The 21,618-nt window shown below is 69.8% G+C and carries 15 protein-coding genes; 3 read left to right on the top strand and 12 right to left on the bottom strand.

Annotated features, from left to right (window positions below; genetic code table 11):
* Positions 1 to 51: 51 nt before the first annotated feature.
* Entirely contained in the window at positions 52 to 969 is a 918-nt protein-coding gene (locus ACAM52_RS15445) for a DUF2167 domain-containing protein (protein ID WP_369647547.1), read from the top strand.
* Positions 970 to 990: 21 nt separating this feature from the next.
* On the opposite strand, the gene ACAM52_RS15450 is transcribed toward ACAM52_RS15445, so the two are convergent.
* From ACAM52_RS15450 to ACAM52_RS15475, 6 genes are read right to left on the bottom strand one after another with little or no spacing between them, the layout of a single operon-like run.
* Entirely contained in the window at positions 991 to 1,779 is a 789-nt protein-coding gene (locus ACAM52_RS15450) for an enoyl-CoA hydratase/isomerase family protein (protein WP_369647548.1), read from the bottom strand.
* Position 1,780: 1 nt separating this feature from the next.
* The gene (locus ACAM52_RS15455; RefSeq protein ID WP_062475766.1) at positions 1,781 to 2,611 is read right to left on the bottom strand and encodes an SDR family NAD(P)-dependent oxidoreductase; all 831 of its coding nucleotides are present in this window, start codon (positions 2,609 to 2,611) and stop codon (positions 1,781 to 1,783) included.
* A 37-nt stretch (positions 2,612 to 2,648) separates the two neighbouring features.
* Positions 2,649 to 3,065 (bottom strand): MaoC family dehydratase, encoded by a 417-nt coding sequence (locus ACAM52_RS15460; RefSeq protein ID WP_369647549.1) that lies wholly within the window; start codon positions 3,063 to 3,065, stop codon positions 2,649 to 2,651.
* Positions 3,066 to 3,079: 14 nt separating this feature from the next.
* On the bottom strand, positions 3,080 to 3,520 hold the full coding sequence (locus tag ACAM52_RS15465) for a MaoC family dehydratase N-terminal domain-containing protein (protein ID WP_369647550.1): 441 nt from the start codon (positions 3,518 to 3,520) through the stop codon (positions 3,080 to 3,082).
* A gap of 14 nt (positions 3,521 to 3,534) precedes the next feature.
* A complete protein-coding gene (locus ACAM52_RS15470; RefSeq protein WP_369647551.1) occupies positions 3,535 to 4,719 on the bottom strand; it encodes a lipid-transfer protein in 1,185 nt (394 codons plus the stop codon).
* 50 nt (positions 4,720 to 4,769) lie between these two features.
* Positions 4,770 to 6,329 (bottom strand): long-chain-fatty-acid--CoA ligase, encoded by a 1,560-nt coding sequence (locus ACAM52_RS15475; RefSeq protein ID WP_369647552.1) that lies wholly within the window; start codon positions 6,327 to 6,329, stop codon positions 4,770 to 4,772.
* A 139-nt stretch (positions 6,330 to 6,468) separates the two neighbouring features.
* Here ACAM52_RS15475 and ACAM52_RS15480 point away from each other — a divergent pair, with 139 nt between their 5' ends.
* Positions 6,469 to 7,515, top strand: a complete 1,047-nt coding sequence (locus tag ACAM52_RS15480) for an AraC family transcriptional regulator (RefSeq protein WP_369647553.1) — start codon at positions 6,469 to 6,471, stop codon at positions 7,513 to 7,515.
* 10 nt (positions 7,516 to 7,525) lie between these two features.
* Here the strand turns inward: ACAM52_RS15480 and ACAM52_RS15485 are convergent, their stop codons facing one another.
* Positions 7,526 to 14,269 carry an autotransporter-associated beta strand repeat-containing protein gene (locus tag ACAM52_RS15485; protein WP_369647554.1) on the bottom strand — a complete coding sequence of 2,248 codons (6,744 nt, stop codon included), beginning with the start codon at positions 14,267 to 14,269 and terminating at the stop codon, positions 7,526 to 7,528.
* Between the two features lie 186 nt (positions 14,270 to 14,455).
* Here ACAM52_RS15485 and ACAM52_RS15490 point away from each other — a divergent pair, with 186 nt between their 5' ends.
* Complete coding sequence (locus tag ACAM52_RS15490) at positions 14,456 to 15,046, top strand: GbsR/MarR family transcriptional regulator (RefSeq protein WP_062475786.1); 591 nt, start codon at positions 14,456 to 14,458, stop codon at positions 15,044 to 15,046.
* A gap of 42 nt (positions 15,047 to 15,088) precedes the next feature.
* On the opposite strand, the gene cydX is transcribed toward ACAM52_RS15490, so the two are convergent.
* The 5 genes from cydX to cydD are packed head-to-tail and all read right to left on the bottom strand — an operon-like array spanning position 15,089 to position 21,485.
* Positions 15,089 to 15,238, bottom strand: coding sequence for a cytochrome bd-I oxidase subunit CydX (gene cydX, locus ACAM52_RS15495; RefSeq protein WP_095744810.1), 150 nt, complete (start codon positions 15,236 to 15,238; stop codon positions 15,089 to 15,091).
* Positions 15,239 to 15,256: 18 nt separating this feature from the next.
* A complete protein-coding gene (gene cydB / locus ACAM52_RS15500; RefSeq protein ID WP_062475791.1) occupies positions 15,257 to 16,411 on the bottom strand; it encodes a cytochrome d ubiquinol oxidase subunit II in 1,155 nt (384 codons plus the stop codon).
* The gene (locus tag ACAM52_RS15505; protein WP_095947372.1) at positions 16,408 to 18,027 is read right to left on the bottom strand and encodes a cytochrome ubiquinol oxidase subunit I; all 1,620 of its coding nucleotides are present in this window, start codon (positions 18,025 to 18,027) and stop codon (positions 16,408 to 16,410) included. The genes cydB and ACAM52_RS15505 overlap by 4 nt, the downstream gene beginning before the upstream one ends.
* A gap of 51 nt (positions 18,028 to 18,078) precedes the next feature.
* The gene (cydC, locus tag ACAM52_RS15510; RefSeq protein WP_369647555.1) at positions 18,079 to 19,791 is read right to left on the bottom strand and encodes a thiol reductant ABC exporter subunit CydC; all 1,713 of its coding nucleotides are present in this window, start codon (positions 19,789 to 19,791) and stop codon (positions 18,079 to 18,081) included.
* Positions 19,788 to 21,485, bottom strand: a complete 1,698-nt coding sequence (gene cydD, locus ACAM52_RS15515; RefSeq protein ID WP_369647556.1) for a thiol reductant ABC exporter subunit CydD — start codon at positions 21,483 to 21,485, stop codon at positions 19,788 to 19,790. The genes cydC and cydD overlap by 4 nt, the downstream gene beginning before the upstream one ends.
* Between the last annotated feature and the right edge of the window lie 133 nt (positions 21,486 to 21,618).

Below are 21,618 nucleotides of genomic sequence, written 5' to 3' on the forward strand. Positions count from 1 at the left end.
GATAAACTCCTCGCGTCTCACCAGAAACGACAACAACCGAGGAGAGAGAACTTGCGTATTCATACTGCCCGCCTGACGGCCGGCTTGCTGTTCGCGTGCGCCCTGACGGCCACCAACCTCAGCAACGCCGCATCCCCCACCACCGCTTCCACAACCTCGACCGCGAGCTCGCTCGAAGCCGAGCAGGAAGCCGCCTTCAAGGCCGCCAAGGCCGTGCAGAAAGCCGGCCCCGCCGACATCACGCTGCGCGACCAGGCCCACCTGAAGCTGCCCGCCGGCTACGTCTGGGTGCCAACGCCCGCCGCCGCGCAACTCATGCGCAGCATGGGCAACCGCACCGACGACACCTTCATCGGCGCGATCTTCCCCGCCGACGACGGCGACTGGATGGCGGTCGTGAAGTTCGTGAAAGAGGGCTACATCAAGGACGACGACGCCAAGGACTGGAACGCCGACGAGCTGCTCACCAGCCTGAAGGAAGGCACCGAAGCCGCGAACGAGGAACGCGCCAAGCGCGGCATCCCGGGCATCGAGGTCACGGGCTGGGCGCAGAAGCCGCAGTACGACGCCGCGACGCACCGGCTGGTGTGGTCGGCCCTGTCGAAGAAGAAGGGCAGCGACGGCGGCAACCCCGGCGTCAACTACAACACCTACGCACTGGGCCGCGAGGGCTACCTGAGCCTGAACCTCATCACCAACGCGAACGACCTCGAGAAGTACAAGCCCGACGCCACCCAGCTGCTCGGCGCGCTGCAGTACGACGACGGCAAGAAGTACGCGGACTTCAACGCGTCCACCGACAAGGTCGCCGCCTACGGCCTGGCCGCGCTGGTGGCCGGCGCGGCCGCGAAGAAGCTGGGCCTGTTCGCGGTCGCCCTCGCCTTCCTGGCCAAGTTCGCGAAGGTCGCCGTGGTGGCCGGCGGCGCGGCGCTGTGGGGCCTCACGAAGCTCTTCAAGAAGAAGAGCTGAGCCTGCAGCAGCCCGCCGCGCTCAGCGGCCCGAGAAGCGCGGCGCGCGCTTCTCGGTGAAGGCCCTCACGCCTTCGCGCCCATCCGCGCTGCCCGCGCGTCGGCGCAGCAGGCGGTGTTCCATCTCGAAGTGTTCTTCGATCGGGCGCTCGGCGGCCCCCCCGCACAGCGCCTTGATGCCCGCGAACGATGCGGTGGCACCGTTCGCCAGCCGCGTCACCAGCGCTTCGGCAGCCGCCGCCAGTTCGGCGTCCGGGTACAGCGCATCGACCGCGCCCGCCGCCAGGCAGCGCGCGCCGTCGATCGGGTCGCTCAGCATCAGCCATTGCTGCGCGCGCACCGGCCCGATGCGGCGCGACAGGAAATACGAACTCCCCGCGTCCGGCGACAGCCCGATGGCCGCGTAGCCCGTGCGCAGCTTCATCGACTCGGTGGCGAGCACAAAGTCGCCGCACAGCGCCAGCCCCACGCCGGCGCCGCCCACCGTGCCGTTCACCGCCACCACCAGCGGCGCCGGGTTTTGCGCCAGCCGCAGCAGCGCGGGATGCAGCCGGTCGAGGATGGCGTCGACCAGCTCGGGCAGCTTGTCGCCCGCCGCCACGAAGCTGTCGATGTCGCCGCCCGCGCAGAACACGCGGCCCTCGCCCGTCAGCAGGATGGCGCGCGGCGCCGCTTCGAGCACCTCGTCGATGGCGCGCGCCAGCGCATGGCTGCTCGCCAGCGAGACCGAGTTCGCACGTTCGGGCCGCTTCAGCACGATGCGGCCGATGCCGTCCTGCACACCCCAGGCAATGCCTTCTTCGAACTGCATCTCAGATCCCCGTGAGCCCACCGGTGCACATGAGCGTCTGGCCGCTCACGTAGTCCGACTCGGGCGCGCACAACAGGTACACCGCGCCGGCCGCCTCTTCGGGCGTGCCGCCGCGGCCCAGCGGGATCGACTGTTCCATCATCGCCAGCAGGCCGGGGTTGACGCCGACCTTGATCTCGCGCCCCTCGATGTTCGCCGTGGTGGCCTCGGCCGTGCTGGCCGTGAGCCGCGTCTGGATGAAGCCGAAGGCCACGCAGTTCACCGTGACGTTCATGCGGCCCCACTCCTTGGCCAGCGTCTGCGTCATGCCGACGATGCCGGCCTTGGCGGTCGAATAGTTGGCCTGCCCCGCATTGCCGAAGAGCCCGGCCACCGACGAGATGTTGACCACCTTGCGCACCACGCGCCGGCCCGCTTCGCCCTCGGTTTTCGCCAGCGCACGGATCACGGGCTGTGCGGCGCGCAGGATGCGAAACGGCGCCGTCAGGTGCACGTCGATCATGGCGTACCACTGCTCGTCGGTCATCTTCTGCACCACGCTGTCCCAGGTGTAGCCGGCGTTGTTGACGATGATGTCCAGGCCCTTGAATTCGTTCACCGCCGTGCCGACGAAGCGCTCGGCGAAGTCCGGCGCCGACACGCTGCCGACGCAGGCCACCGCCTGCCCGCCCGCGGCGCGGATGGCCTGCACGGTTTCGTCGGCCGGTTCGGCATCGAGGTCGTTGACGACAACGCGCGCGCCTTCGCTGGCGAGCTTCAGGGCGATCGCGCGGCCGATGCCGCGGCCCGAGCCGGTGATGAGGGCGACCTTGCCTTCGAGTTTGGGTGTCATGTCTCTTCTCTCTTCTTTCATTCGTTCGTTCAAGGGGTCAGCGCAGCGCCACCAGCGCCTCGCCCGCGATGCGCGTCTGGCCGTGCTGGTTGGCGCTGAGCACTTCCACGCGCACGCAGCGCTCACCGTTGTGCTCCAGCTTCTCGACCACGCGACCGGTGCAGCGCACGGCATGGCCCAGGTGCGTGATGCCCTGGAAGCGCACGTCGAAGCGGCGCAGCTGCGCCTGCGGCACCCACTGCGTGAGCAGCCGGCCGAGCCAGGCCATGCCCAGCATGCCCTGCGCGAACACGTCGGGCATGCCGGCCTTGCGCGCGAAATCGGTGTCGATGTGGATCGGGTTGTGGTCGCCCGAAGCGCCCGCGAAGAGCGCGAGCGTGGTGCGGTTCACCGGCGGGAGTTGCAGCGCGGGAAGTTCGTCGCCGACGTGGACGGTGTCGTAGCGGAGGGTCATCGCAGGTTCTTTCTTCAGTGGCGGCAGACGATCACCGTGCGCAGTTCGGCCACGAGTTCGTCGCGCTGGTTGGTGGCGCGCGAGGTCTTGACGACGAACTCGAGCGCGCCGTTCTTCTTGTCGTAGATGTCGCTGATGGTCGAGCGCACCGTCACCGTGTCGCCCACGCAGGCGGGGCGGTGGTAGCTGAAGCTCTGCTCGCCGTGCAGCAGCTTCGACAACGGAATCTGCAGGTCGGTGAGCAGTTGGTCCGAGGTGCCCGAGTCCAGCTCGGCGGTGAACAGGAAGGTGGGCGGTGCCGGCAGATCGGGGTAGCCGGCGTCGCGCGCCGCCGCGGCATCGGTGTAGACCGGATCGGTCTCGCCGATGGCCTTGGCGAAGAACTGCAGCCGGCTGCGCTCGATGGGCAGCACCGACGCGGGCAGCTCGTGGCCGATCCATTTCTTGTCGATCATGGGTGGCCCTGCCCTCAGACGCGTTCGTACAGCGTGACCACGCAGGCGCCGCCCAACCCGAGGTTGTGCTGCAGCGCCATCCGCGCGCCTTCGACCTGGCGCTTCTCCGCCTTGCCGCGCAGCTGCTGGACCAGCTCCGTGCATTGCGCAAGACCCGTGGCGCCCAGCGGATGGCCCTTCGACAGCAGGCCGCCCGAGGGGTTGGTGACGACCTTGCCGCCGTAGGTGTTGTCGCCATCGACCACGAACTTCTCCGCGCCGCCCACCGGGCACAGGCCGAGCGCTTCGTAGCTGATGAGCTCGTTGTGCGCAAAGCAGTCGTGCAGCTCGACCACGTCGATGTCCTGCGGGCCGACACCGGCCGCGTCGTACACCTTCTGCGCCGCCTCCTGCGCCATGCTGAAGCCCACCACCTCGCGCATGTCGCGCGCCTCGAAGGTGATGGCGCGGTCGGTCGTCATGGCCTGGGCCTTGATGCGCACGCTGCGGTCCAGCCCGTGGCGTTCGGCGAAGCGCGGCGAGCAGACGATGGCGGCTGCGGCGCCGCAGGTCGGTGGGCAGGCCATGAGCCGCGTCATCACGCCGGGCCACATGACGGGCGCAGCCATCACCTCGTCTTCGGTGACGACAGTGCGAAACAGCGCCACCGGGTTGTTCGATGCATGGCGGCTGGCCTTGGCGCGGATCTTCGCGAAGGTCGACATCTGCGTGCCGTACTGCTGCATGTGGGCCAGGCCCGCGCCGCCGAAGTAGCGCAGCGCCAACGGCACCTGCTCGTTGCCGACCAGCTCGTCGGTGATCGATTCGAAGTGGTCGAACGGGCTCGGGCGGTCGTTGAACACCGCACCCAGCGCGCCGGGGCTCATGTGCTCGAAGCCCAGTGCCAGCACGCAGTCGGCCGCGCCGCTGGCCACGGCCTGGCGCGCCAGGAACAGCGCGGTCGAGCCGGTGGAGCAGTTGTTGTTGACGTTGACGACCGGAATGCCGGTCATACCGACTTCGTAGAGCGCGCGCTGGCCGGCGGTGGAATCGCCGTACACGTAGCCGACGTAGGCCTGCTGCACCAGCTCATAGCCGATGCCGGCGTCTTTCAGCGCGGCATTGGTGGCGTGTGCGGCCATCTGCGGGTAGGGCTGGTTCGCGCCCGGCTTGGTGAAGGGGATCATGCCGACACCGACGACGTGGACATCCTGGCTCATGAGGGGCTCCTGAAGTGAATGAACGAGTGAAAGAGGAAGAGGCACAGGGCTCAGGCTACGCTTCGTTGGCGCCCTTGCCAAAACGGTTCGCGCAGGCGGGTCTTGAGCACCTTGCCCGCACCCGACAGCGGCAGCGCCTCGACCACCGCCACGCTGCGCGGGCATTTGTAGTTCGCAATCAGCGCCTTGCAATGCGCAATGAGCGCCTCGTCCGCCAGCTGCTGGCCCGGCTTGAGCACGAGCACCGCATGCACGGCCTCGCCCCACTCCTCGCTGGGGATGCCGATGACCGCGCAGGCCGCCACGGCCGGATGCTGGTTGATGGCGTTCTCGACCTCGGCCGAATAGATGTTCTCGCCGCCGCTGATGATCATGTCCTTCAGGCGGTCGACCACGAAGATGTAGCCGTCGTCGTCCATGTAGGCGCCGTCGCCCGTGTGCATCCAGCCGCCGCGCACGGCCGCGGCCGTTTGCGCGGGCTGGTTCCAGTAGCCTTGCATCACGTTGGGGCCGCGCACCGCGACCTCGCCCACGGTGCCGCGCGGCACCTCGAGGCCTTCGGCGTCGACGATGCGCACCTCGGTGCAGTAGCTGGCGCGGCCCGCCGAGCGCAGCTTTCCCCGGCGCTGGCCTTCGGCCGTGTGGTTGCGTGCGGGGTTGATGGTCGCCAGCGGCGACAGCTCGGTCATGCCGTAGGCCTGCACGAAGTCCACGCCCGGGAACGCTGCCATCGCGCGGGTCAGCACCGCCTCCGAGATCGGCGAGGCGCCGTAGGTGATGCACTTCAGGCTGCCGAGGTCGCGCGGCTCGCGCATCGCCGGATGGTCCACCAGCATCTGGATCATGGTGGGCACCAGCAGCGCGTGCGTGACGCGGTCTTGTTCAATGGCGTTCAGCACCGCCTCGGGGCTGAAGGCCGGGATGATCGCGTGCGTGTTGCCCTCCAGCCAGTGCGGCGCGGCCAGGCCCATGTCGGCCAGGTGGAACATCGGCGCGGCATGCAGGTAGCAGCCCTCGGGCGAGGCCAGGCCCTCGGCGTGCAGGGCCAGCGCCGAACTGCCCATGTTGGTGTGGCTCAGCATCACGCCCTTGGGGAAACCCGTGGTGCCGCCGGTGTAGAAGATGCCCGCCAGGTCGTCGTCGCAGCGGCCGGCGTCGGGCACGGGCGAGGCGGCTTCCAGCAACGCCTCGTAGCCGAGCATGCCGGGCGGCGTCGGGCCGTCGCCGCAGTAGATCACCTCGCGCAGGCTGGTCGCCTGCCCGCGCATCTGCTCGACCACCGCGCGGAAGGTGTCGTCCACCAGCAGCAGCGAAGAGCCCGAGTCTTCGAGCGAATACAGGATTTCAGCGGCCGACCAGCGGATGTTGCAGGGGTTGAGCACGCCGCCGCCCCAGGGCACGGCCATCTGGTATTCGAGGTAGCGCGCCGAGTTGAGCGCCAGCATGGCAACGCGGTCGCCCTGCTGCATGCCGAGCCCCTGCAGGGCGCCCGCCAGGCGCGCGACGCGCTCGGCATAGGCGCGAAAGCTCAGGGTGCGGCCGGCGGCGCGCACGGCGATCCGGTCGGGGTGCTGCTGCACGCTGCGGTGCAGCGACTGGGTCAGGTACATGGCGGTTGTCTCCGTTCGGTTCTTGTGTAGGCGCATGGTAGAAACCGCGCCGTGCCGCGGCGATTGCGCATCGCATCGCCCGCATGGCAGAAAACCTCAATCGACACCCGCGCCGCCACCGGGTCTGATCCGATCACGCATGCTGCAACCGCCCGTCACCATCCCGATCGTGTTCGTCCAGGGCATGCTCTCGGGCGTGCGCGCGCGCGGCGACGACGCGCCGATCTGCATCGACACCGCGCTGCAGGACGCCGGCATCGCCCCCACCCTGCTCGATGCACCGGGCGCGCGCGTCACGGCCGAGCAGTACGTGGCGCTGTTCGCGCTGCTGATGGAGCGGCTGGACGACGAGGCCCTGTGCTTCCTGTCGCGCCGCCTGCGCTGCGGCAGCTTCGCGCTCATGACCCGCGCCACGATGGGTGCCCCCACGCTCGAGGTGGCGCTGCGGCGCGTGGCCCGCACCTTCAGCCTGCTGCAGGACGACCTCGAGATGGTGCTGCTGCACGAAGGGCCGCTTGCGGGCTTCGGCCTGCGGGTGCAGGGCATGCCGAGCGCGCCGCTGAACTTCCTGCACGAGCTGATGCTGCGCGTGTACTGGCGGCTCTTTGCCTGGCTGCACGGCGGCCGACTGACGGCGCGCCGCTTCGACTTCGGTTTCGAGCAGCCGCCCTACGCGGCGCGCTACAACAAGGTGTTTCCCGCGCCGCTGCAGTTCGGCCAGCCGCTGTCGGCCGTATGGTTCGACGCCAGCGCGCTGGCCACGCCGATCCGCCGCGACGCGCGGGCCATGCGCGACTTCCTGGCCGCCGCGCCGGCCCACGTGATCCTGCCGCCGCTGGGCGAACTGGCCGTGAGCGCACGCGTGCGCACCGTGCTGCAACAGCACCGCCCGGCCTGGGCCGACCTGGCCACGGCCGCGCGCAGCCTGCACATGTCGGTGAGCACCCTGCAGCGCCACCTGACGACCGAGGGCACCTCGTTCCAGTCGCTCAAGGACCAGCTGCGGCGCGACGTGGCCATCGTGCGCCTGAACACCAGCACCGTGCCGCTGGCGGCGCTGGCCGAGGAGCTGGGCTTTTCGGACAGCGCGGCGTTCCAGCGCGCGTTCAAGACCTGGACCGGCGGGGCGCCGGGGTCGTATCGAAGGCGACCCAATCCGGAGCCGGACTCGGACCCCGAGGCTTGAAGCTACCCGCCTACCACTTGACTCGCACGCCGAGCGATCCGTTGACCGAGCTCTTCACCTTGGCATCGCCGCCCGACGACCACAGCTTGCCGATTTCACCGTACAGGCTGGTCGCCTGGCTCAGGGCCAGCGTGAAGCCGCCCGCCAGTTCGGTGCTGGTGCCGCCGGTGGGCGCCACGATGTCGGTCGCGGTCGCGCCGTTCACGAAGCGTGCGATGTCGGTGCCGCTCGACGTCTTGTAGACGTTCAAGCGCCCGTACGGCTGCAGCACGCCCAGGCCGGTGTCGACCTGGCCCTTGACCCGCACGCCCGCGCGGGCGATCCAGCCGCTGTCGGCTTGGGGCTGCGCGATGGCACCGGCGATGACCGAGTTGCCCAGGTCCATGTGGTGGTGGATCAGCTGCAGCTGCGGCTCGATGCGCCAACCGCTGCCGCCGATCGCGAACGCCTGCCCCACTTCGATGGAGCCCAGCAGGCTGTGGCCCTTGCCGCCCACGCCGGCGCTCAGCATCGGCTCGACGGTGTAGCGGTGACGGCCCGACTGCAACACGGCGTCGGCATAGAAGCCGCTGTCGGCGGTGTAGGTGCCGTACACGCCGACGTACTGGCTGCGCAGGTCGTTGCGGCCCACGCCCAGATTGCGGATGCCGCTGGCGAAGCCGCTGACGCGTGCATCGCCGTCGAGTTGGCCCACGTACAGGCCCGCGCGCCAGTTCGGCGTGGCGAGCAGGTCGGTGCCGGCCTGGAAGCCGGTGAGGCGGCCCTTGCTGGTGGGCGAGACGGTGCCGCCCTGCTGGATGTCGATGTCGGTGGAGAGCACGCGGGCCCAGGCGCGGCGGTCAGAGCCCGTCGGCGTGCTCGCGGCGCCCTTCACATCGTCGTCGCCCACGCGCTTGCGCACATCGCCGAGCATCGCGAGGTTGCCCTGGCGCAGCTGGCCCGGCAGCGCGGCGTACAGCGCGGCTTCCGGGCGGTAGGTGACGACGGGCACGCCCACCGGTTGACCCGGCGACACCGCGTCGGTGGTGGAGCGCAGGTACCAGCTCTCGCCCGCGCCCTTCGCATCGGCGGCATGCAGGCGGTACTCGTAGGCGCCTGCGTCGACATGGCCACCGGCCAGCGAGAAGGCGTCCTTCGTGGTCTGCGCGGTGGTGGTCGCGCCGTTCTGCGCGGTGATGACCTCGATGCCGTTGCCGCTCGTGAGTGCGCCCAGGCCACCGAGGTTGCCGATCTGCACCTGGGTCTTGCCGCTGGCGACGGCGGTGGGGCCGTCGAGCACGAGGCGGTCCGAGGGGCCGGTGCCATTGAGCGTCGTGCTCAGCTTCAGCACGCCGTTCGTGCCGACGTAAGCGCCCTTGACCGTGAGCGTCGTGCCTGCGGTCGTGCCGGCCAGGGACACGGTGCCGCTGTTCTTCAGCGACGCGACGGTCTGATTGAAGCCCGCCAGGTCGAGCGTGGCACCTGTGGCCACGCTGTGCGCCGAAGCAGCGCTCAGCGTGTTCACCGCGCCCGCCTTCAACGTGCCCTGCGCCACGTTCGTCGCACCGGTGTAGGTGTTGGCGCCCGACAGCGTCAGTGTGCCCGTGCCCTGCTTGGTGATGAAGCCACCTCCGCTGATCGCGCCGCTCAGCGTGCCGCTGAATGCCCCGGTGTCGATGACGGGGTCGTTGTTGCCCGTCAGCTTGATGGTGTTGGCAATCGTCAGCCCGTTCGCGCTGAAGCCCAGCGTGGTGCCGTCGTCCATCGACAGCGTGCCGGTGCCCAGTGCCTGGCTGTGGCCCACGTTCAGGCGACCCTGGCGCAAGGCCGTTCCGCCGGTGTGGGTGTTCTCGCCCGACAACGTGAGCGTGCCCGTGCCGACCTTGACCAGCGAACCGCCCACGCCGGAGATGACGCCCGAGATTTCGGTGTCGGTGTTCAGGGCGCCCGTGGTCAGCGCCTTCGCGCCGAGCAGCACGCGGCCTGCCCCTTCGAGCGAACCGATGGCGGTGTCCGGCGTGCCGAGCTTGGACAGGAAGACCGTGCCACCCGCCTTGTTCACCACGCTCGCCTGGGCGGCCGTTGCGTTGTCGCGCATGTCCAGCGTCCCGCCAGCCTCGTTGACGATGGTCGCCTGCTCAGCCGAGGCATCGTCCCAGAGGTTGGTCGCGCCGCCGGCGAAGTTGGTGATGTGGGCCTTGCCCGCCTTGGCGTCGAACCAGACCGTGACCTGGCCGCCGCGGTTCTCGATGGTGGCGTTGCCGGCGGTTGCGTTGCCGCGGAAGTCGATCGATCCACCGGCATGCGCCACCAGGGTCGCGCGGCCGGCCGAGGCGTTGTCCTGGAACTGGACGAAGCCGCCGTTGCCCGACTGGGCGGCGCCTGCCGTGATCTTTAGGCTTTCCGCATCCGCACTGCCGCTGAAGATCAAGGCCGCGCCACTGCTCACGCCCACCGGACCGGTGCCCACCGCGCCTGTCACGCCCACATTCAAGGTGCCGCCATCGACCTGCGTGCCGCCCTTGTAGCTGTTGGCCGCCGTGACCAGCAGTTCGCCGACCCCACTCTTGCGCAGGCTGCCCGCGCCGCTCATCGTGCCCGCGAAGCTGCCGCTGGCCACCTGGTCGAAGACCACCCGGGCGTCGTTGACGATGGCGCCGCGCAGGCTGGTGGTGTCGCCCTGCAGCGTGCCGGCGCGCACGAGCGTTCCGCCGGTGTAGGTGTTGGCGCCCTTCAGGATCAGCGTGCCCAGGTCGTCCTTCGTGAGGCCGCCCGCGCCGCTCAGCACCGACGCGATGGTGGCCTGCATCTGCGCCCCCGAGGCCGTGCCGTCGCCGACCTTGATGACGGTGCTGGCGTTGCCCAGCGTCAGCGCGTCGCCGGTGACGAGATAACCGCTGGTGGAGAACTGCGCGCCGTCGATGCTGATCGCGCCGCCCGTGTTGTCCACCCGGACCGTGCCGGCCGCGCCGCCGAACAGCGCGAACTGGTTCTGCTGCCAGCCGGTGTTGGTCTTGCCGTTGGCGCCGGTCCAGCTGTCGGACGGGCCGTTGAGGGTGGAGTTGCCGATGCGCCAGGTGCCAGAGCCACCGCTGATCGTGCCGTTGTTGTAGGTGGAAGCATCGCCGCCCGCGCCGTCCCAGAAGCCGAGCGACACGCCCTTGCTGTTGATCAGGTTGATCTCGCCCAGCACCGACGACTGCACGTGCAGGTCGCCGACCGCCGTGCCCGCGGGCACTGTGCCGATATTCAAGCCGTTGTCGATCAGCGAGCCGGAGTAGCTGATCAGGCGGTACAGCCCGGGCCCGAAGGTGCCGCCGCGCGCCTCCGCCACGTTGAGCGTGCCGTCGAGCACGAGGCCGCCGTTGACCTTGACGAGGTCGTTGAGCGGGCCACCCGGCACGCCCGCCTGGCCCAGCTCGTAGCTCAGGAAGGCGCCCGGGTCGAAGCGCAGCATGCCAGTGGTCAGCGTGCCGAGGTTGCTGCCCGGTGCGAGCGTCGCGCCGTTGGCGATGGTGACCTGGCCCGAGATGGTGCCGCCGCCGCTGAGCGTGGCGCCGTTCTTGACCTGCACCGTGCTCGTGCTTGTGGCGCTGCCGGTGGTGTTGTTCACGCGCAGCGTGCCGGCGTTGACTTCGGTTGCGCCGGTGTAGGTGCTGGCGCCCGTCAGTTCCAGCACACCCGTGCCGTTCTTGGACAGGGTGCCGGAGCCGCTGATGACGCCTGCGTAGCTCAGCTCGCCCGCGCGGTCGAAGACCAGGTCGCCGTCGTTGCTGATGTTCCCCGTGATACTGCCGGTGGTGCCACCCGCGCCGATCTGCAGGATGTTGCCGACCACGACGGTGGTGGTGCCCGTGAAGGTGTTGTCGCCGGTCAGGGTCAGCTTGCGCGCGCCTTTCTGCAGAAGGCTGCCGGAGCCGCTGATGTTGCCGGCGAAGGTGGTGTCGGCGCTGCGGTTGAACACCAGCGCGGCGTTGTTGGCAATGCTGCCGAGGATGCTGCCGCTGTCGCGGATCTCCAGGGTGCCGCTGTCGATGGTCGTGCCGCCGGTGTGCGAGGCATTGCCGGTGTAGACCAGCGTGCCCGCGCCGGTCTTCGTCACGTTGCCGCTGCCGGTGATGTGGCCTGCGAAGGCCGCATCGTTCGATCGGTTGAAGACCAGTGCCGCGTTGTTGGTGACGTTGCCGACGGTGCCGCCATCGCCGATCTGCAGGGTGCCGCCGTCGATGGTGGTGCCACCGGCGTGCGTGGCGCTGCCGGTGTAGACCAGCGTGCCCGCGCCGGTCTTCGTCACGTTGCCGACGCCGCTGATGTTGCCCGCGAAAGCGATGCCGTTGGCGCGGTTGAAGACCAGCGCCGCGTGGTTGGTGACGTCGCCGGTGATGCTGCCGTTGTTGCCGCCGCTGCCGATCTGCAAGGTGCCCGCGCTGACCGTCGTGCCGCCGGTGTAGGTGTTCGAGCCCGAGAGCGTCAAGGTGCCCGAGCCTTCCTTGACCAGCGAGCCCGTGCCGTCGATGCTGCCTGCGAAGGTGGTGCTGGCGTTGGCCGACCCGACGGTCAGGGTCGCGCTGCCCAGCTGAACGGTGCCTGCGGTGCCCGACAGGCTCGAGGCACGCAGGTTGAAGCTGCCCAAGTCGAGCACACCGCCAAGCACGGTGTACGCCGTGTTCTGCGACAGGGCCGATGCGGCGCCGGAGCGCAGCGTGCCACCGCGAACGGTGGTGCCGCCCTGGTAGGTGTTGCTGCCCGAGAGCGTGACCGCGCCGGTGCCCCATTTCGTCACGTCGCCCGAGCCGCTGATGGCGCCGGAGAAGGTGCTGCTGTCGGTGCGGTCGAAAGCCAGCGTGCCGTTGTTGACCACGTTGCCCATGAGGCTGCCGCCGTCGCCGATCTGCAGCGTCCCCGCGCTGATGGTCGTGCCGCCGGTGTAGGTGCTGGCGCCCGTCAGGGTCAGCGTGCCCGCCGTCGTTTTCACGAGCTGGCCCGTGCCGGTGATCGCGCCGGAGAAGTTGCCGGACCGCACCGTCGTGGCCTGGGCCGAGCCGGCGCCGGTCCAGGTGTTCAGCGTGCCGGCGCCCTGCAGGTTGCCGATGGTGATGGTGTAGCCGTTCAGGTCGAGCGTGGCCCCCGCCTCCACGGTGGTCGACGCCACGTTGGCGAGGATCGTGCCGGCGCGCGCCGCGTCCGACACCTGCAGCGTGCCGCCGGCCACGACGACCGCCGCATTGCTGGTGACGGTGGTGGTGCCGCTGCCCAGGCGCACAGTGCCGTTCTCAGCGGCGATGCCGAAGACGGCGGTCGCCCCGGCGCCCAGCCACAGGCTGCCACCGATCCCGAGTGATTTGCCGCCTGCGGCGGCTACCGTGCTGCGCTGGCCGGTCGCGAAGGTCAGGTTGTTGGTCAGGTCGAGGCTCGAGGTGGCGGCCAGCGTGCCGCCGTCGAGCGTGACCGTGCCGGCGCCGAGCGCGCCGGCCGTGCCGATCTGCACCGTGGTGCCTGTCTTGATCGTGGTTCCGCCGAGGTACGCGTTGGGACTGCCCAGCGCCAGTGTGCCGCCGCCGTCGACCGTGAGGCTGCCGATGCCGGAGACGAAGCCGTTCATCGCCAACTGCGCGGGCGTCGCGCCGCTGCCGTCGACGGTGATCGCGAGATTGCCCGTGGGCAGGAACGCGCCTGTCAGCGCCCACCGGCTGCCGCTGGCGGCCTGGATCCTCGAGAAGCCCTGAAACGCGTCGTCCTCGATGTTCGTACCCTCCAAGCGCAGCGTGTTGCCCGTGCCCTGGGCGACCACGCCGCCGTTGAGCACGGAGCCTGCCTGGAGCGTGAGCGAGTTGTTGCTGGCGCCCAGCTGGAGCGAATTGGCGCGGGTCACCCCGTCGCCTGCGAGTCCACCGGAAATGATGCCGCTGTTGACGATGGTGAGATTGCTGCCGACGATGCCCGCGCCACCCTGCGCATACGCACCCAGTTGCGTGCCGCCCTGGGCGCCGCCTTCACCGTTGCCGCCGGCACCGCCATAGACCGGCACGTTCGCAATCGGATGGGTCCCTCCGGCGGCCAGGCCCTTGCCGCCGTTGCCGCCCGCGATTGAGCCGGCGTTGGTGATCGTCACGCCGCCCACAGGCACCACCAGCACGCCCGCGCCGCCGCCGCCGCCCGTCCCCTTCAGGGACGAAGTGCCTGTGAACGCATCGCCGCCGTTGCCGCCATCGCCGCCGAGGAGCGCCCCCGTCGTCTTGACTTCGAACGATTGGGTGGCGAGCACACTGCCACCACCACCGCCGCCGCCTGCACCGCCAGGGTCTATTGAGCCGGCGTAGCCGCCGGTCCCCCCGTTGCCGCCGCTACCGGCCTTGATCGAGGTGGTGACAGGCGCGGAGCCGGTCCGGGCGGAACCGCCGCCGCCGCCGCCACTGCCGTCGAGCCTGTCCGGGTTGTTGCCGCTCGACGCCGCAGCCCCGTTCGTTCCGTTGGCACCGAGGGCGCCCCCGGCGGCACCCGCGGCGGACTGATCGCCCTGCCCCCCATGACCGCCTTCACCGGTCGTGCTGCTGCCCGCCGCGTACCCTGCGCCATAGCTGCCGTTGACAAGGAAACCCCCTCCGCCCCCATCGCCCCCCGCGAACGACGCCCCGGCCAGCATCAGCAGCGACGCCGCGCCCGCCGCCCGCGCCACCGCCCGGTGGCTCTTCTTGCCGCGGGCGTGGGTGTTCTCGGAAACAGCCACCCAGGCCCCCAATGACGAGTTCCAGAGGCTGCGATGTGCTTTGTTCATAGGGAGAAAAACCTTGAAATGGGAGGCCGGATGCACCAGAAATGGGCAAACCGTCAGTAAACGTTTATTTTTGTAAATAATTTGTTTCTCACCCATCACCGAAACTAGTTATTCATGCACCCCGCCGCCTTGCTGGGTTTTCGGAAACTTCCGAACGTCCAGCAATCCGGCGCGACAATCCGCCGCATGGCTTCCGCACCCGAACTCCCTCCCCTCAACCGCCAGTTCGTCGCCCACTTCGGCGAGATGGGCAGCAAGTGGGGCATCAACCGCACCGTCGGTCAGATCTACGCGCTGATCTTCCTGTCGGAGCGCGCGCTCAACGCCGACGAGATCGCCGAGATGCTGGAGTTCTCGCGCTCCAACGTGAGCATGGGTTTGAAGGAGCTGCAGGCCTGGCGCCTCGTGCACCTGCGCCACCACGCGGGCGACCGGCGCGAGTATTTCGAGGCGCCGAAGGACGTGTGGGAAATCTTCCGCGTGCTGGCCGAGGAACGCCGGCGCCGCGAGATCGAGCCCACGCTCTCGATGCTGCGCAACGCGCTGCTCGAATCGCCCACCAGCGACGCCGAGCGCCACGCGCAGGCCCGCATGCGCGAGATGCACGACCTGATCGACCGGCTGATGAAATGGTTCGACGACGTGCAGCGGCTGGCGCCCGAGACTGCGATGCAGCTCATGGGCATGGGCGCGACGGTGACGAAGGTGCTGACGCTCAAGGACCGCCTCACGGGCGGTGCGTCGAAGAAGAGCAAAGGCCCCGCGGGCGAAACCTGAGTCGCGCCGCGAGGCAGAGGGAACGGACGGGGCGCTACGCCCTCACAGCCGTTCCTGCCCCTGCGGGGCTTCCGGCGTGCCGAGCTTTTCCTTGCGGATGGCCTCGTCGTCCATCAGCTCGTACCACATGGCGTTGAGCACGGCGAAGGCGGCGGCCAGCGGCAGGCCGAGGATCCAGGCGAAGTACCACATGTCTTTTTCCTTCCCGTTTCAGTAGGCGTGTCCGCTCTCGTCGCGGATGGCTTGTTCGTCGACCTTGCCCCACAGCACGTGGTAGACCCAGGTGGTGTAGGCCACGATGATCGGGATGAAGATCGCGGTGACCACCAGCATGATGAACAGCGTCAGATGGCTCGACGACGAATCCCACACCGTGAGGCTCGCGCGCGGATCGATCGACGAGGGCAGGATGAACGGGAACATCGACGCGCCCACGCTGAGGATGATGCCGGCGATGCCCAGTGCCGCCGTGAGCAGCGCGAATCCCGGCCGACGCAGCACCAGCCCGAGCAATGCGCCCAGCGTGCCGACGAAGCCCGCCGCCGGCGCGGCGATGGTCCAGGGGTGCGCCGCGTAGTTGCCCATCCAGGCGCCGGCATGCAGCTCGACGGTCTTGAGCATCGGGTTCGACGGGCCCACCGCGTCGACCACGCTGCTGATGCGAAAGCCGCCGATGCCCATGGCCAGCCACACGCCGGCCAGCGCGTAGAACACGAGCGTGAGCACCGCCGCGACCATGCCGTAGCTGCGCGCACGCTCGGCCACCGGGCCGGCGGTCTTGAGCAGCAGCCAGGCCGCGCCGTGCATCACCAGCATCGCCACCGACACCAGCCCGCAGAGGATGGCGAAGGGGTTCAGCAGGCCGAAGAAGCTGCCGTCGTAGAAGATGTGCATGTCGGCGCCGAAGCGAAACGGCACGCCCTGCAGCACGTTGCCCACGGCCACGCCGCAGATCAGCGCGGGCACGAAACCGCTGAAGAACAGCACGCCGTCCCAGCGCGCGCGCCACTGCGGCGACTCGCGCTTGCTGCGGAATTTGAAGGCCACCGGCCGCAAGATCAGCGCCGACAGGATCACGAACATCGCCAGGTAGAAGCCCGAGAACGACACGGCGTACAGCTGCGGCCAGGCCGCGAAGACGGCGCCCCCGCCCAGGATGAGCCACACCTGGTTGCCCTCCCACACCGGGCCCACGCTGTTGATGACCACGCGCCGTTCGATGTCGTTGCGCGCCGCAAAGGGCAGCAGCATGCCGGCGCCCAGGTCGAAGCCGTCGGTCACCGCGAAGCCGACCAGCAGCACGCCGATCAGCAGCCACCAGATGAAGCGCAGGGTGTCGTAGTCGAGGAGTGTGTGGAGGATCATGCGGCGCTCCCGGTCGAGGCAGAAGAGGAAGACGTGGCGGCACGCGCCGGTGGAATGTGCGAGCGCGCATCGCCCTCGGTGGGCGCATGCTCGACCTCGGGGCCCTTGCGGATGGCCTTGAGCATCAGCTTCATCTCGATGATGAGCAGCGTGGTGTAGATCGCGATGAAGCCTGCGAGCGTGATCAGCAGCGTCGTCACGCCCAGGTTCGACACGGCCACCGCGGTCGGCAGCACGCCTTCGATCACCCAGGGCTGGCGGCCGAACTCCGCCACCAGCCAGCCGGATTCGATGGCGATCCACGGCAGCGGAATCGCCCACACCGCGACCTTCAGCAGCCAGCGGTGGCGGTCGAGCGCGCGGCGCGCCGACAGCACGAAGAAGGTGCCCGTCAGCAGGATCAGCAGCATGCCGATGCCCACCATCACGCGGAACAGCCAGAACAGCGGCGCCACCTGCGGCACGGTGTCCCATGCGGCCTTGGCGATCTGCTCGTCGGTGGCCTGGCGCGGGTCGTCCACGTAGCGCTTGAGCAGCAGCGCGTAGCCCATGTTGATGCCGTTGTCCTCGAAGTCGCCGCGCACGCCCTGCGTGACCTTGTCGGCGCCGCCGGCCTCGCGGATCTTCTGCAACGCGTCGTAGGCCTTCAGGCCTTCGCGGATGCGGGCCTCGGCGCGCTTCACGAGCTCGTCGATGCCGGGCATCACGGTGTTGAGCGAGCGCGTGCCGATGAGGCCCATCACCGCCGGGATGTGGATCGCGTAGTGCGTCTCGCGCGCCTTCTGGTCGGGGAAGCCGATCACGGTGAAGGCGGCGGGCGCGGGCTGCGTCTCCCACATGCCTTCGATGGCGGCCAGCTTCATCTTCTGGTGTTCGCCCGAGAGGTAGCCGCTCTCGTCGCCGAGCACCGCCACCGACAGCGCGGCGGCCAGGCCGAAGGACGCGGCCACGGTCATCGAGCGCTTGGCCAGTTCGATGTGGCGGCCCTTGAGCAGGTACCACGCCGACACGCCGAGCACGAACACCGCGGCGCACACATAGCCGGCCGACACGGTGTGCACGAACTTGGCCTGCGCCACCGGATTGGTCAGCACGGCGGCGAAGTCGGTCACCTCCATGCGCATGGTCGCGGGGTTGAAGGCCGCGCCCACGGGGTTCTGCATCCAGCCGTTGGCGATGAGGATCCACAGCGCCGAGAAGTTGGAGCCGATGGCCACGGCCCAGGTGGCCGTGAGGTGGCCTACCTTCGAGAGCTTGTCCCAGCCGAAGAAGAACAGGCCCACGAAGGTCGCTTCCATGAAGAAGGCCATGAGCCCTTCGATGGCCAGCGGCGCGCCGAAGATGTCGCCGACGTAGTGGCTGTAGTAGCTCCAGTTCATGCCGAACTGGAACTCCATCACGATGCCGGTGGCCACGCCCATCGCGAAGTTGATGCCGAACAGCACGCCCCAGAACTTGGTCATGTCGCGCCAGATGACGCGCCCGGTCATCACGTAGACCGTCTCCATGATGGCCAGGATGATCGACAGTCCGAGCGTGAGCGGCACGAACAGGAAGTGGTACAGCGCCGTCACGGCGAACTGCAGGCGCGAGAGCGCGACGATGTCAAGGTCCATGGGGGCTTCCTTTATGTGTTCTGTTCGTTCGTTGCTCGGTCGGTCAACTCATCAATCGGGGCGCAGGCCGCGCAGCGCGGCCTCGAAGGCCTCCGTGCCACGGCGCAGGTCGGCGACGATGCGGCCCTGCGCCATGCACACGAGACGGTCGGCCAGCGCGGCTTCGCGGCGCAGGTGCGTGGCGATCAGCAGCGTGCGCGGGCCGGTCTGCTGCGCCAGGCGCTGCAGCACGTCGTGCGCGGTGGCGGCGTCCAGCGCCTCGGTCGGCTCGTCGAGCAGCCACAGCGGCACGGGCCGCAGCAGCAGCCGCGCAAGCGCGAGCCGGCGCGACTGCCCGCCCGAGAGGCCGAGGCCGCCTTCGCCCAGGCGCGTGTCGAGGCCGGTGGCCAGCGCGCGCACGTCGGCATCGAGGCCGGCGGCGTGCAGCACGGCCCACAGGCGCTCGTCACTGGCTTGGGGATCAGCAAGGCGAAGGTTGTCGCGCAGGCTGTCCTGGAAGAGTTCGGTGCGCTGGGTCAGCAGGCAGGCCGGTTGCGCCTGCACCTGGCCGGCGCGAGGCGTGAGGTCGCCGGCGATCACGGAAAGCAGCGTGGACTTGCCCGCGCCGCTGGCGCCGACCAGCGCGACGCGCTCACCCGCGTCCAGGTGCAGCGACACGCCGCCGAGCACTTCGACGAGGCTGCCGGGGTGCATGACGGTGAGCTGGTCGACCCGCACCGCCGCCGTCTGCGCGGTGCGAGCGGGGCGCGCGCCCTCTTCCACTGAAGGGTCCAGCCGCGGTGCCAGCCGGCGCACAGCGAGCCAGGTGCGTCCCGCATCGAGCGCGCCACGCCGCAGCGCCGCGAACGGTTCGGTGGCAGTGAGCGCGATCAGCAGTGCGAGCGCCGCGCCGGGGGCACCGATGACGCCTTCGCTCACCAGTGCGCCCACGGCCAGCAACACGCCGACCAGCGTCAGCGTGCCCGCGCTGCCGTAGGCGAAACCGGCCGCGGCTTCGAGCTTGTTCAGTGCGAGATCGGCCTGCGCGAGGTGCGCGTCGGCATTCATGAGCGCGGCGCGCTGGGCGTCGAGCCGGCCGGCCATCGCGAGATCGGCCTGGCCTGCCACCAGATCGACGGCCCGCGCGCGCAGCGCCTCCACGGCATGCGCGCGTTGCCGCGCCGGCTGCCGCGCACGCCGCGCGATGAGGAACGCCAGCCCCCAGCCGACGGCGCAGAGCCAGAGCGCGATCGCCGCGCCCATCCCCACATGCATGAAGCCGAGCACGATGCCCGCCAGCAGCGCCGCGCCGAGCGCCGCAGCAGCAGGCACGAACAGGCGCAGGTAGAGCGACTCGAGCGCGTCGATGTCGGACGTGAGCCGGAACAGCAGCCGCGCCGGCCGCATCAGCAGGTCACGCGCGGCCTCGGGGCGCGCCCAACCGCGGAACAGCCGCACGCGCAGCTCGGCGAGCACGGCGAAGGTGGCGTCGTGCGTGACCAGCCGCTCGCCGTAGCGCGACCCCGTGCGCCCGAGCGCCAGCAGCCGGATGCCGGCCGAGGGCATGAAGACATCGAAGGTGAAGGCGGTGGCCGCATGCAGGCCGGCGAGCGCGGTCGCGGTGATGAACCAGCCCGACAGGCCCAGCAGCGCCATGCCCGCGAGCACGGTGACAGCGGCCAGCAGGCAGCCCAGCAGCAAGGCGCGCGGCTGGGTCGCGAGGAAGGGACGCAGCACGAGGCGCAGGTCGCGCCAGCGGGGGGAACGGGTCGCGTGGCGGCTCATGCGGCCTTCTCCACCGGCGGCTCGGGGCCGAGGCTCACCGTGCGGTCCATGCGCGCGGCCAGCACCGGGTCGTGGGTCGAGACGATCAAGGTCCGGCCGCGGGCGAGCGCCACCAGTGCGTCGGCCACGCGTGCGGCGGTGGCGGTGTCCAGGTGGGCCGTGGGCTCGTCGGCCAGGATCAGGTCCGCATGCGGATGCACCGCGACGCGCGCCAGCGCCAGCCGCACAGCCTCGCCGCCCGACAGGCCGCTGCCGCCCTCGCCCAGCGCGGTGCCGGGATGGGCCTGCGCCACGTCGTCGAGCGCCGCGAAACGCATCGCCTCGGCCACCTCGGGCGCGCCGATGTCGGCACGGCCCAGCGCCACGTTGGCTTCGACCGATCCGGCGAAGACGTGCGGCTTTTGCCCCATCCACGCCGTGCGCTGGCGCAATGCGGCGGCCGTGTGCTCGGTGAGCGGCACGCCGCCGATGGCGATCTCGCCGCGTGCGGCCGGCATCAGCCCGGCCAGCAGCGAGAGCAGCGCGGTCTTGCCCGATCCGCTCGGGCCGGCCAACGCGACATGCTCGCCGGCGCCGATGCGCAATTCATAGCCATCGAAGAGCGGTGTCGACTCGCCGGGCCAGGAGAAATGCAGCCCATGGACCGTCACCGCAGGCGCAGCCCCTGCCCCGGCGGCGCCGGTCGCTGCGCGCGTGACCGCGACGCCCGCGCCGGGCAACGGCAGCGCGCCGCCTTGCAGGTCGTCGAGCGCCTGCAGCGCCGCCTCGCCCGCCGCGCGGTCGTGCCAGACCGCCGACAGCTCGCGCAGCGGCTCGAAGAAGGCCGGCGCCAGCAACAGCACGAACAGGCCTTCGCCCAGGCTGAGCTGCTGGCCCCAGGCGCCGAAACCGAGCGAGCCCAGCAGATGGAAACCGATGTAGACCGCGACCAGCGCCACGCCCAGCGCGGAGAACAGCTCCAGCACGGCGGACGACAGGAAGGCGATGCGCAGCACCGCCATCGTGCGCTGGCGCAGCGACTGGGCGGAGGCGCCGAGCCGGTCGGCCGTGGCGTCGACCGCGTCGAGCGCGCGCAGCGTGGCCAGGCCGCGCAGGCGATCGAGCAGGAAGGCGTTCATGCCGCCCATCTCGACCATCTGCGCCTCGCTGGCCGCCTTGGCGCGCCAGCCGACGATGGCCATGAAGATCGGAATCAGCGGCGCCGCCACCAGCAGCACCAGCGCCGCGGCCCACGAGAAACAGGCCACCGCCGCGAGCAGGAAGAGCGGCACCACCGTCGCGCGCCAGCGCGCGGGTTGGTAGCGCACGAGGTACGGCACCAGCGCCTCGGCCTGTTCGGCGAGCACGCTGGCCGCGAGACCTGAGGGCGCGCGTTCGCGGTCGAGCGGCGAACCGGCCGCCAATACGGCTGCGGTCTGCGCGCGCAAGGCCGTCAATTGCGCCCGCGCGCGCCCGAAAGTGCGGCGCACGCCCCAGGCTTCGCAGCCCGCGCGCAGCAGGCCGAGCAAGAGAATGCCCACCGCCGGCCACAGCACGGCGGCCATGCCCTCGCCGCTGGCCAGGCCCTGGACCGCCATCGCCAGCAGCGCGGCCTGCGGCAGCCACGCGAGCGCCGCGACGCCTTGCACCACGCTGCCGATGTCGGGCGACGTGAAAGCCTTCAACGGCGATCGTGGCGGCGATGGTTCTGTCATTCCTTGAGTTTGTGTATTTTCAGTATTTACTGAAAGATTCACAATCATACACAACAGGGGCAGTTCGCGCAGACTGCCCGCTCTGAAGCCCGAAGGCAACAGATTTGCAAAGGAATGGGAAGAAAAAGGGCCG

The organism is Variovorax sp. V118 (genome assembly GCF_041154445.1).
Lineage (GTDB): Bacteria > Pseudomonadota > Gammaproteobacteria > Burkholderiales > Burkholderiaceae_C > Variovorax > Variovorax boronicumulans.